Source organism: Solidesulfovibrio carbinolicus (assembly GCF_004135975.1).
In the GTDB taxonomy this organism is placed as follows: Bacteria; Desulfobacterota; Desulfovibrionia; order Desulfovibrionales; family Desulfovibrionaceae; genus Solidesulfovibrio; species Solidesulfovibrio carbinolicus.
Window position 1 is genome coordinate 2,927,657 of sequence record NZ_CP026538.1, and the last position, 12,282, is coordinate 2,939,938.

Below are 12,282 nucleotides of genomic sequence, written 5' to 3' on the forward strand. Positions count from 1 at the left end.
GACACTCCTTTCTTCGTATCGGATTTCCCGAATGGAAAGTAGCGCGCGTGGCCGGTCAAACGCAAGGCCGACGTTGGCGGCCGGGCCTGGCCGCCGGCCAGGGCGGCCGGTCCGGACTTGCGCTGCCAGGACCGGGCCGTTATGAAGCAGGCTGCCAACGGGAGAGGATACCATGAAACGACTTGTTTTCGGCGTGATTTTGATTCTGGCCTTGGCCGGCGGCGCAGCCGGCTATCTGTTCCTGGTCGACGGGGGCAAGCCGGAGATCGCGCTTGCGCCGGACGCTGCGGTGGCCGCGCCCAAGCGCGAGTTCACCCTGACGCTTCGCGACGCCGGCTCGGGACTCAAAAGCGCCAAGGTGGTGGTGCGCCAGGAGGACAAGCAGATCACCCTGCTCGACGCCGCCTACGCCACGCCCGTGCGCGAGGCCGTGGAGAAATTCACCCTGGAGCCGGCCGGCCTTCGCGACGGCCCCTTCACCCTGACCGTCACCGCTTCCGACCGCTCCATCGCCAATTTCGGCGCGGGCAACGTGGCTACCATCGACCGACAGTTCACCCTCGACACCATCCCGCCCCGAGTGGACGTGACGAGCCTGGCCCACAACGTGCGCCAGGGCGGCGTCGGGGCCGTGTCCTTTAGCGTCAGCGAACCGGTGGAAAGCGCCGGCGTGGTGGTCGGCGACGAGTTCTACCCGGCCTACAAACTCGAAGGCGGCCGTTACTTTGGACTTTACGTCTTCCCCTTCAACATGGACCCGAAGAACTTCGTTCCCAAGGTCAAGGTCACGGACCAGGCCGGCAACGTGGGCATGGGAGCGTTTCGCTTCCAGGCCATCCCGCGCAAGTTCCGCGACGACAAGATCAACATCTCCGACGCGTTTCTTGAGTCGAAGATGCCCCAGTACTACAACATCATCCCCGACACCCGGGACAATCTGCAGATCTACCTCAAGGTCAACAACGACGTCCGCAAGCAAAACGCGGTGTTTTTAAAGGAACTTGCCCAGAAAAGCGCCCCGGCCATGCTGTGGGACAAAAAGGCTTTCCTGCGCCTGCCCAACGCCGCCCCCCGGGCCGGTTTCGGCGACCACCGGACCTATTTCTACCAAGGCAAGGAGATCGATCAGCAGACCCACATGGGCGTGGACCTGGCTTCGCTGGAGGGCGCGGCCGTGCCGGCGGCCAACAGCGGCAAGGTGGTCTTCACCGGGTTTCTGGGCATCTACGGCGAAACCGTCATCATCGACCACGGCCTGGGGCTGCAAACGCTCTATTCCCACCTGCGCCAGATCGACGTGAAGGATGGCCAGGACGTGAAAAAGGGCGACATCATCGGCAAGACCGGCGTCACCGGGCTTGCCGTCGGCGACCATCTGCACTTCGGCGTGCTGGTCGGCGGCCGCGAGGCCTCGCCCATCGAATGGTGGGACCAGCACTGGATCGACGACAATATCCTGAGCAAGTTGTGAAGCTGCTCGTGCAATAGGTTCTCAAGGCCGTCCGGACATCCGTCTGGACGGCCTTTTTGTCGGTTCGGGACAGTTGCCGTCGTCCCTGGCCCGGTCAAGGCGACGCGCCCTGGCCGCGCGGCCAACAGCGCTCCCGACCCGGCTTGCGGCCAAGCAGAATGTTACCGCCCCAGGCCGCAACCCCGGCCTGCCGGGCACCCAGCACGAAAAAAGCGGCCTCCGACAATGTCGGAGGCCGCTTGCTTGCGTTGTTTGCCGCCGGCGGCGAGGCCTGCCCGGCTACCAGCTCTTCTGACGCTGGGCGGCCAAGGCCACGGCCTGCTCGTCGTAGCTCTCGAAACCGGCCTGGCGCAGGGCGTCGAAGACCGTGCCCGGCCAGTCCCAGGTGGCGTAGAGCACCGGCTTGTGGAACAGCTTGCGGAAGGTCTCCATCTCCTGACGGTAGAAGGCGGCCTTGGGGCTTTCCAGGTTCTCGCGCAGCTGCTCGCCAAGACGGGTCAGCTCGCCGTCGTACCAGTCCTTGATGTCGGCGGCGGTGTCGTACTTCTTGGCGATGTGCTCGTACTTATTTTCCTGAAGCACGGTCTTGAGCCGCGCCAGATGCTGCTCGCCCAGCCACGTGCCCAGGCCCGAGGCCGGGATGTTCTCGTCCTCGACATGGGCCATGTCGAACTTGGTCTGGTAGTAGGTGTCGGGCACAACCGAGGCGCACACAATGCCGGCGATGGCGACCAGGCCCCGCAGGATCACGCTGTTGGACACGCCCTGGCCGCAGAACCCCACCTTCTTGCCGTACTTCTGGCCGGCGAAGATGGTGACCAAAAGCGCCCAGACCACGGCCGGGTCCTCTTCGTCGTAGATATGGCGAAGGGCCGGGTTGTCGCGGTCGGTGCCGAGCACCATTTGCGTCATGTCGTTGGAGCCGATGGAGAAGCCGTCGAACTCCTGGATGAACTGCTTGGCCAGGATGGCGTTGCTGGGGATCTCGGACATGATGAACATCTTGAGTCCATCGTCGCCCGACTGGAGCTTGTGCACCCGTTCGAGGTAGCGCTTCATGGAGACGGCTTCTTCCACGGTGCGCACAAAGGGCAGCATGATGTTCAGGTTCTTGCCGCCGTAGATGCCGCGCGCCAGCTTGAACGACTCGATTTCCCAGTCGTGGATGTTGCGCGACACGCCCCGGTAGCCGAGCATGGGGTTGTCCTCCAGGGCCTCGAAGAGGTTGCCGCCAAGGAGGTTTCGGTACTCGTTGGATTTGAAATCCGTGGTGCGGTAGAGAATGGGCTTGCCGTGGAAGGCCATGGCAAAAAGCCCCAGGCCCTGGGACAGGGTCTGGACGTAGAGTTCCTTGCCGCTGCGGAAGCCGCGCGAGGTGAGCTGCTTGCGGATCTTGCCCAAAAGGGCGTTGAGGTCGTCGATCTGGGACTTGATGCCGACCTGCCGGGCCACTTCCTGGCGCATGGCCGTGATCTTGGCCAGCACGTCCTTGACCAGCGGCTCGTCGGCCACGGCGGCCATGCGGTCCTCGATCTGGGCCTTGATCTCGTAGCGGCGCTTGACCTCATCGGGTTCCACGGCCTTGGTCTGGAGCTCGTCCCAGTAGCCAAGGATGATGGCCACGTGGGTGAACAGATCAGCCGAGGTCTTGAGCATGTCCAGACGGCGGGTGGTCTCTTCGAGATAATGATCGAGCTTTTTCTCCAGGTCGCGGATGCGGCGATGCACGGCCATGACTTCGTCGGTGCCGCGCGCGCCGGAGTGGTCGGCCAGATTGTCGAGATCGGCGGTCAGGCCCGTGACGAGGCCGACGTAGCCGCGCAGCTTGATCTGGACGTTGATGAAGCCGGCGGCCATCTGCTCGCGCACGACCTTGGCCAGCTTGGCGTCGAGTTCCTTGACCTTGGATTCGATAAGGCTCGGCAGGGTGCCGTTGTCGTAAGCTTCCAGGGCCTGGGGGTGGACGCCGATGTTGCCGAGCATGAATTCGGCGCGCAGCAGGCCCACCTCGAAGTCGGGGACATTGCGCAGGCGCGACAGGAACAGCGCCTGGCCCACGTCGGCCAGGATCAGGCCGACCTTGGTCTTGGTGGTGGGCAGCTTGGACAGGTCCATCTCGCCGCCCACTTCGACCAGGGGCAGAAGGCCCCGGTAGACACAGCCGCGCGAGCCGTCCACAGTGACATACTGGCCGTCCAGGGAGCGCAGGGTCTCGGCCCGCTGGATGCCGATGATGGCCGGAATGCCGAGTTCGCGGGAGGTGATGGCGGCGTGGCTGGTGTCGCCGCCGGCGTCGGCCAGGATGGCCGAGGCCACGCGCATGCCCGGCACCATGTCCGGGTCGGTGCGTTCGGCGGCCAGGACGTCGCCTTTCTGGATCTTGTTGAGTTCCAGGGCGGAGCGCAAAAAGCGCACCATGCCCTGGCCGGCCCCGCGCGAGGCGCCGTTGCCCTCCAGGATCACTTCGGCCGAAGCGGCGGCCCGTTTTTCGACCTCCATGCGGCGCATGAAGATGGTGTCGGGGTGCAGCTCCAGCTCGTCGTTCCAACGGGTCTCGGGCCGGGCCTGGACAAACCAGAGGCGGTCGGACTCGTCGATGCAAAATTCCGTGTCCATGATGCAGCCGCCGTAGGCGGCGGAGATCGCGCGCACGCCCCGGGCCACTTCCTCGGCCTGGGCCAGGGACAGGGCCCAGCGGTAGGCGATCTCGTCGGGCACCTTGACGAGCTTGGTGCCGCCCTCCTCGTCGTCATAGACGATCTTTTTGTCCTTGTAGCCCATGTTGCGGATGACGACTTCGGGGCCTTCGTCGCGCTGGAAGACAAAAAGCTTGTCCGGGGTCACCATGCCGCCGACCACGGCTTCGCCGAGGCCATAGCTGGCGTCGATGGAGACGAGGTCGTTTCGGGCGGTGCCGCGGCAGCCGGTGGCGGTGTCGGCGGCAAACGCCGTGCCGGAGATCACGGGGTTGATCATGCGCATGATGCACACGGACAGCGAGGTGTTCTCAATGGCCCATTCCTGCTTGGCCACTTCGGCGATGGAGTCGTCGCCGGTGCGCTCGGCCAGGGCCACGGCGTCGAGGATGGCCTCGCGGCGGTAGGTCATGGAGCGCAGATTGTAGGCCGAGGCGCAGTCCCACTGGTAGGCGCGCACGCACTGGGCCGCGCCGACGATGTTGAGATAAGTGTCCTGCAGGCCGGCGAAAGCTTTCTTGCGGCTGTCCTCGCCAGCGGCCGAGGAGCGCACGGCCACGGGCACGTCTTCCAGGCCGGCTTCGCGGCAGATGTCGTTGTAGGCGCTGGCCACGGCCTCGCGCACGCCGGCCGGCATGTCCACGGACAGGATGGCGGCCTGGACGAGGACGGAACGCTTGCGCAACTGGTCGATGCCTTCGGGAGAGGTGGCGAAGCCCTCGACCACGTTGTTGATAAACGTGCGCAGCTTGATGGAGGAACCCGGCGCGTCGGCGGTCTTGAGGCGGACCTCCTCGGCCAGGTTGCGCACCAGATTTTTCATGTATTCCGGGTCACTGTTGACTTCTTCGTCATTCCAGTCAACCCGGCGATAGCCATCGTTGACCACTTCGCGGATCAGCGCGGCGTTGACCTTGGTTTCGTCCAGGACCCGATGGAAGGCCACGGAGGACACGGCCCGAAATTGCGGGGCGCGGATGCCCTGAATCTGGCTGATGAGCGCGGTGTTATAGTTTTTCCCGCCGACGAGGATCTCGGCCTCTTCGCCGATGCCGACGATGTCGGCTCCGGTGAGAATAAGCGTGGCGGCGGTATCGAGAGCCGCGCCGGTCTCTTTGGCGGACGGGTTTTCGTCCTGGCGCGGTTTGTCATTGGACTGGTTCTTGGCCATTCTCCCCTCCTTGTCTCTCCAGACTCAATGGGCCGGCGTCTTACCGCCGGCCCCACTATGACACGTTTGCGGCAAAAGTTACATTACATCTGTTGGCCGCAATTCGGACAGAATTTGAAGCCATCATCGCCCAAGGGCTGGCGGCACCCCGGGCAATCCTTGGAAACCGGAGCCAGTTCGACCAAAAGCTCCCCTTCCTTGACCGGCACCATCTTGCGGTCGTTGGCGTAATCGGCGCTTTTGAGCACTCGTTTGACCGTGGCGTCAAGGGGAGCGGCCACGGTCTTTTCCTGTTTCATGACGGAGATGTTGAACAGTTCCTCGCCGGTCTTGATGTAATCGTTGGGCGAGACGTGCATGACCCACAGGTCGCCGGAGACCGGCGCGCCCACGTGGTAGGGGTTGTTGGGGTCGGCCATCTCGACTTTGCTCGCCGGCCCGTTCTGGGCGGCGGCCACCTGGACCTGATGGCTCAGGATTTCCGAATCCAGGACATAGCGGACCGTGGCCATGCCGCTGTTGTCCGGGCGCGAGATGTCGAGCAGGGACAGGTGGTGGGGCTTGCCCTGGCTGTCGGCAAAGGTCAGCTCCTCGCCGGGCTCCAGGCCCTCGAACCACACGTCCAGGGGAAGGTTGTTGGGATCGCCGAATTTCTTGCGAAATTCCATGGTCTTGAGCGCGTCGCCCGGATGGTTCAAGTAGAGCACGAACTCTTCGTTGGACGGCTCGCGGCCCAGCTGCTTGGTCAGGGCGGCCATCTCGGCTTCCATGTCCACCTCGCCCAGGGCGTCCAGGGGCGAATCCTCGGTGCGCGAGGCAATGGCTTCCTTCCACTCCGAGCCAAAGGCGCTCTCGTAGACCCAGTCCGGCGGGAACCCCAGCGGCATCTTGCCGAACTTGCCCAAAAGCAGGTTGCGGAAGGCGTCGTTGCAGTTGGCGTACAGCAGCAGCCGGTCGTGCTTGGCCGCCGGGGTCAGGCACTCGTCGCAGTTCTCGGACACGGCCTCGAGCACTTCAAGCATGTCCTTGACGGCCCGTTCGCCGCCGACCTTGTAGGCGCTGGTGACGGCCAGAAACGCCGTGTTCCAGGTGATCTGGGAACCCGGGGTGACGTCGTGGTAACGCACGATCTTGCGGGTGCCGGCCAGGAACTTGAGCATGTAGGGCAGCAGGTGGATGTAGCCCTGCTTCATGGCCCCTTCCTGGGAAGAGCTGGTGGCCCCGCCGGGCATGGCGTGTTCCACCACGTCGTAGTCGATGCCCTGGAAGTACGGCGCGGTGTAGCGGTCGTAGTAGGGCATGACCTGCTTGAGCACGAAGTTGGCGGCCCGGATCATGTCCTTGTTCGCCTTGGTCAGCGCCACGGGCACGCCCAGGTCTTCTTCAATATACGCGGCCGTGGAGAGCACCTCGCCCTGGCCGTACCAGCGCACGGAGGCGCCGATGGCGGTATCGACGATGTGACAGCCGGCTTCGGCGGCGGCGCCCACGGCCGGGACAAAAAGCCCGTCCGTGTAGTGGCGGTGGTAGTCGATGACCAGATCGGGGTAGGCCTTGCGGATGGCGGCGATGAGCTCGCGCACGAAACGCGGCGGACACACGCCGGCCATGTCTTTCAGGCACAAAATGATGCTCTTGGCCGCCTTGGCCTTGGTCATGCCGCCGGCCTTGGCGGTCTGGTCGAGGATGGCCTCCAGCACGCCAAGGTAATGGTGCACGTCAAAGCCCCGGGCGTAGGACAGGGATATGGCCGGCTCGAAGATGATACCCGGCCGCGACAGGGCGACCTCGGCAAAGGGATACATGTTATCGACGTGATTGAGGAAATCAAAGCAGCGGATGATGTCGTAATGCTCACAGATCATCTCGCCCGTCAGCCGCATGAGGTTACGCGGCTGGGGCTTGTAGCCAAGCACGTTGGTGGAGCGGATGAGCAGCTGCTTCATGGTTTTGGGCGCGAACTCGTTCCACTTGGCCGCCTCGGTGAAGGGGTAGGTCATGTTGGCCATCATGGCCACGTGGAAGTGCGCGCCGCCGCCATTTTCCAGGGAGAAGAACCCGCAGTTGTCGAGATACGGGCCGACCAGCTCGTCCTCGGCCAGCCGGAAACGGTTGCCGCTGTTGGACTGGGTGATGTCGCGGGTGGTGGTGTCGACGAAATGGACTTTGCCGGAGTCGCGCACCATGTCCAGGACGGCCTGGCGGTCGCCGCGCGGATAGGGGCTTTCCGGCGAGCGCAGATCGGCTTCGGGCATGTGGGGCGTGAAGCGCCCCAGGCGGTAGTCCTCGCGGCCCCGGTACTTGCCGAGCTGGACGTGGGGGTTGTAGCCCCGGGCCGAGATCTCGGCCACCAGCCACGACAGGCGCATGGCCTCGGGCTCGTCGTCCTGGTAATTGAGCAGATAGGGGTTCTGGGTGATGAACTTGGTGTCGAACTCCCCTTTGATGAACTCCGGATGGCGCAAAATCTGGCGGTGGAACGGGATCGTGGTCTTGAGCCCGCCGATGATGTACTCGCGCAGCGCCCGTTCCATGACGGCCACGACCTTGGGCCAGTTGCGGCCGTAGGAGATAAGCAGCGCCCCGGCCGAGTCGTACTGGGTGGGGAATTCGTAGCCGGCCGTCAGGCAGGAATCCAACCGGATGCCCTGGCCGCCCGGGGACAGGTAGCGGGTGACCGAGCCGGCGTTGGGGGCGAAGTTCTGCTTGGGATCCTCGCAGTTGATGCGCAGCTGCATGGCGTGGAGGAACGGACGGGTGTCCACGCAGTTGAACCGCAGCTTGCCGCCAAAGGCGATGTTGATCTGCTCTTCCACCAAATCCACGCCGTAGCGGCATTCGGTGATACCGTGCTCGACCTGCAGACGGGTGTTGACCTCGATGAGGTAGGGCTCGCCGTCGGCATCGACCAGAAATTCGACGGTGGCGAGAGAATAGTAGCCGGTCTCGCGCACCAGGCGCTCGCCGTAGTCCTTGAGGCGCTGGCGCAACTCGTCGGTCATGCCGCGCCAGGGCGACGGCGTGATTTCCACGAGCTTTTGGTGGTTGCGCTGGACCGAGCAGTCGCGTTCATCAAAGGCGAACACGTTGCCGAAGCGGTCGCCGGCCACCTGGATTTCGATGTGGCGCACGCTGGTGAGGAGCTTTTCGACGAAAAGGCGCGGGTTGCCAAAGGAGGCCTGGGCCATGGCCGAAGCCTTGGAAAAGGCGGATTCGAGCTGGGCTTCGGAATAAATTTCGTAGATGCCCCGGCCGCCGCCGCCGCCTTCGGCCTTGAGCATGATGGGGAAGCCGATCTTCTGGGCGATTTCCCGGGCTTCGGGGATGGTGACCGAGCCTTCGGAACCGGGAACGACCGGAATGCCCAGGCTCATGGCCAGCCGGCGCACTTCGACCTTGTTGCCCAGGCTTTTCATGGCGTCGGCCGAGGAGCCGATGAAGATGATGCCGGCCTCGGCGCATTTGCGAGGAAATTCGCAGTCTTCGGAGGCAAATCCCCAGCCAGGGTGGATGGCGACCACGCCCCGGGCCTTGGCTTTTTTGATGATGCCGTCGATGTCGAGATAGGCCCGGGGATCGGGACCTAGGGTGATGAGCTCATGGGCGCCGGCCGTGGCCGGGGACGTCATGTCCACATCGGTTACGGTGAGCACGGGAATGGCGCGCAGGCGTTCGCGGATGGAACGCAGCACCCGGCGGGCGGAAATGCCCCGGTTGGCGACAAGAATCTTCTTTCCTTCAACCTCGGAAAGCACTTCCTGAAACGTCTTGGCGATCATGCTGTCCTCTGACCCCTGAGGGCGACCTGTCCATTCTCTTTTAGAGTGACGATCCGGCGGGGGCCGGCATCAAAGGAGGGATATGCTCCCGCAATGAAGCGTCAAATCCTGCCCTGGCCCGGAATCGCCACGCAGCAGCCGAAGTCCCCCGTCCTCGGCCAACCCGACGATCCGTGCCCGAAACCCGTCCGATCCGCTCTCGCGCACGAAGACTTCCCGGCCAAGCCAAGCCAGACGACGCTCGACAAAACGGGACAATGCACTCGAGTCCGATAGCGCAACGCACTGGAAGTAGCAGGTTTGCCCAAACTTCACAAGTTCGCCCCACAACGTAACCGCCCCCGGCACTTCGCCAAAGTCGGCCAATGCGGCGGCCGGGGCGGCGTGATCCCGACGAAGCGACGCCGCATCCGGGGCCTCGGCGCAGTTTATGCCGACGCCGGCCACAATACGGCCATGTCGTTCTTCAAGGAGGATTCCCGCGACCTTGCGCCCCTCGATCAGAAGATCGTTGGGCCATTTGACCGTGGCGGCGAATCCCCGGCCATAGAGCGCGTCGGCCAGACAGGCCCCGACCACCACCGGGGCCATGGCGGCCAAAGCCCCCTCCCCGGCCGGCCAGGACAGGGCGGCGTAGATGTTGCCCGGTGGCGAAATCCATTCCCGGCGCATCTGGCCCCGGCCGCTGGTCTGGGACACGGCGAGGACCGAGGCAAAAGGCGGCAGCAGGCCGGCCTCGGCAAAGGCCCAGGCCGCGTCCAGGCTCGTGGCGCACGGGCCGACGACCAGGATGGCCGGAGCGTCGGCCAGGGCCGGGCTCTCACCGCGCAGCCATCGTCCGGCCGCCGGCCCGTATTCGGCCCCCAGCTCCACCGTCCGCCACGGCCCGAGCCGGGCCATGTCGGCGGCCCACAAGGGATGGCCGGCGGCCAAAAATTCCGGCGATACCGGCCCGGCCAGGCCTGGCCCCCCCGATTCCCACAGCCACACGCCGCCGTTTTCGAAGGGGTTTTGCGACAAGGGGCGGCTGGCCCCTGGATTTTTGACGGCATTTGGGACAATGTCCGCGCCGGAGTCATGCATGAAACGGTATCTCGTAGGCGGCGCGGTCCGCGACATATTGCTCGGCCGGCCGGTTGTGGATCAGGATTATCTCATTGTCGACGCCACGCCCGAGGCGTTCGTGAGAAGGTATCGAAGGGCTCGGCAGGTCGGCAAGACCTTTCCGGTCTTCATGCTGGGCAGCGCCCAGTACGCCTGGCCGCGCGGCGACAGCGTGGCCGAGGATCTGCTGGCCCGGGACCTGACGATAAACGCCATGGCCATGGGCGATTCCCGCGAAATCGCCGGGCGGCTGCATTTCCATCCCCTGGCTCTGTCCGACCTGCGCGACCGGTGGCTGCGCCCGTGCGGCGAGATGTCCATGTTCGACGATCCGCTGCGGGTCTACCGGGCGGCCCGGTTCGCCGCCTCGCTGCCGGATTTTTCGCCCCACCCCGAGCTTGTGGCCCAGATGCGGGCCGTGGCCGCCTGTGGAGCGCTCGGCGACGTCTTTGCCGAGCGGGTGGCCCAGGAAGTGCGCAAGGCCCTGGGCACCACCAAGCCGTCGCGCTTTTTCCAGCTCCTGGCCGACACCGGCTGTTTGCTGCCCTGGCTGCCCGAACTCGAAGCCGCCCGCCACGTGCCGGCCGGCCCGCCCGAGCACCACGACGGCAGCGTGTTCGACCACATGCTGGACATGGTGGACATCCTGGCCGGCGACGCCCTGGCCGGCTGGATGGCCGTGTGCCATGACCTGGGCAAGATTGCCACGCCCGAGTGCGAATGGCCGCGCCACCACGGCCACGACGACCGGGGCGAGCAGGTGGCCGGGGAGCTCGGCCGGCGGCTCAAGCTGCCCAACCGGGTGCGCGAGGCCGGCGAGGCCGCGGCCAAGCTCCACATGAAAGCCGCCCGCTACCACGAACTGCGGGCCGGCACGCGGGTGGACATGCTCACCTGGCTGCACAAGCACGACATGGTGGAACCGCTTTTCGAGGTGGTGCGGGCCGACAGCGGGGCCAGCGTCCTGCCCTATGCCAAGCGCGACCTCAAGGTGATGCTCTCGGTGCATCTGCCCGGCAAGCAGCGCCAGCGCGGGCCGCTTTCGGGCGAGCGGCTGCGCAATCTGCGCTGCCAGAAGCTGGCCGAGCACGACAAGGCCCAGGGCCGCGCCCCCGAGGGCGTGGAAGGCGAACAAGGGCAGGCCCGGGGATAGGTCGGGCCGGCCGCCGGTCCGCCCAGACCAGCCGGCCGCTGCGGCGACAAGGAGAAGCCCATGGCTCTCGACCTGACCAGCCTGACCAAGGCCATCGACGCCCTGGATCGGTCCCTGGCCGCCACGGCCGATGGACTGTCGTCCATCCCCCCAACCCTGCGCGACACGGTGCGGGCCGGCATCATCCAGCATTTCGAAGTGGCCTATGAACTGTGCTGGAAATTTCTCCAGCGCTGGCTGCGGGAAAACGCCTCCCCGGACGAAGCCGACTTTCCGCGCACCCGCAAGGATCTTTTTCGCCAGGCGACCCGGGCCGGCCTGCTCGACGACCCCACGCCCTGGTTCGGCTTTGGCGACGCCCGCAACCTGACCTCCCACACCTATGACGGCGAAATCGCCCTGGACGTCTGCGAGGCGGCCCGGCGCTTCCTGCCCCAGGCCAAGGAACTGCTCGCCCGGCTGGCCGACCGCAATGATTGACCTCGCCCCGGACCAGCTCGCCACCGTGCGGGCCATCCTGGCCGCCCACCTGCCCGAGGCTGCGGTTTTCGCCTTTGGTTCGCGGGCGCGCGGCACGACCCGGCCTCACTCCGACCTCGACCTGGCCGTGGCGGCCGACGCGCCCCTGCCCCTGGACCGGCTCGAAGCCCTACGCGACGCTTTTGCCGCCTCCAACCTGCCCATGCAGGTCGATGTGGTGGATTACCGGGCCGTCTCGGCCGCGTTTCGGCGGATCATCGACGCCACGAAAGTCCCTCTCGCGGGATAGCCTGAACTGGCGGGAGGGAGCATCCATCGCCCGCCCTGCCCCCTCTTGCAACAGACGCTCCAGAGGTCGCCAATAAATAACGCCGGGACGGCGACCGTCCCGGCGTTTCAATAGCATCTTCAGGCGAAGCCTGGCCTCA

Annotated in this window: 7 protein-coding genes; 4 read left to right on the forward strand and 3 right to left on the reverse strand. The window is 65.3% G+C overall.

Features of this window, described 5'->3' with window-relative positions; translation table 11 throughout:
* Positions 1–172 precede the first annotated feature (172 nt).
* A complete protein-coding gene (locus C3Y92_RS13110) occupies positions 173–1,471 on the forward strand; it encodes a peptidoglycan DD-metalloendopeptidase family protein (RefSeq protein ID WP_129353218.1) in 1,299 nt (432 codons plus the stop codon).
* Between the two features lie 279 nt (positions 1,472–1,750).
* On the opposite strand, the gene C3Y92_RS13115 is transcribed toward C3Y92_RS13110, so the two are convergent.
* The 3 genes from C3Y92_RS13115 to C3Y92_RS13125 form a co-directional block, all read right to left on the reverse strand.
* Positions 1,751–5,338 (reverse strand): PEP/pyruvate-binding domain-containing protein, encoded by a 3,588-nt coding sequence (locus C3Y92_RS13115; protein ID WP_129353220.1) that lies wholly within the window; start codon positions 5,336–5,338, stop codon positions 1,751–1,753.
* 83 nt (positions 5,339–5,421) lie between these two features.
* Entirely contained in the window at positions 5,422–9,117 is a 3,696-nt protein-coding gene (locus C3Y92_RS13120; protein ID WP_129353222.1) for a pyruvate carboxylase, read from the reverse strand.
* Between the two features lie 69 nt (positions 9,118–9,186).
* Positions 9,187–10,137 (reverse strand): biotin--[acetyl-CoA-carboxylase] ligase, encoded by a 951-nt coding sequence (locus tag C3Y92_RS13125; protein ID WP_129353224.1) that lies wholly within the window; start codon positions 10,135–10,137, stop codon positions 9,187–9,189.
* A 61-nt stretch (positions 10,138–10,198) separates the two neighbouring features.
* Here C3Y92_RS13125 and C3Y92_RS13130 point away from each other — a divergent pair, with 61 nt between their 5' ends.
* Genes C3Y92_RS13130 through C3Y92_RS13140 form a run of 3 tightly spaced genes read left to right on the forward strand, consistent with a single transcriptional unit; the run spans position 10,199 to position 12,143 of the window.
* The gene (locus C3Y92_RS13130; RefSeq protein ID WP_129353226.1) at positions 10,199–11,374 is read left to right on the forward strand and encodes a tRNA nucleotidyltransferase; all 1,176 of its coding nucleotides are present in this window, start codon (positions 10,199–10,201) and stop codon (positions 11,372–11,374) included.
* 60 nt (positions 11,375–11,434) lie between these two features.
* Positions 11,435–11,854, forward strand: a complete 420-nt coding sequence (locus C3Y92_RS13135; protein WP_129353228.1) for a nucleotidyltransferase substrate binding protein — start codon at positions 11,435–11,437, stop codon at positions 11,852–11,854.
* Complete coding sequence (locus C3Y92_RS13140) at positions 11,847–12,143, forward strand: nucleotidyltransferase family protein (protein WP_129353230.1); 297 nt, start codon at positions 11,847–11,849, stop codon at positions 12,141–12,143. The genes C3Y92_RS13135 and C3Y92_RS13140 overlap by 8 nt, the downstream gene beginning before the upstream one ends.
* The last annotated feature ends 139 nt before the right edge of the window (positions 12,144–12,282 follow it).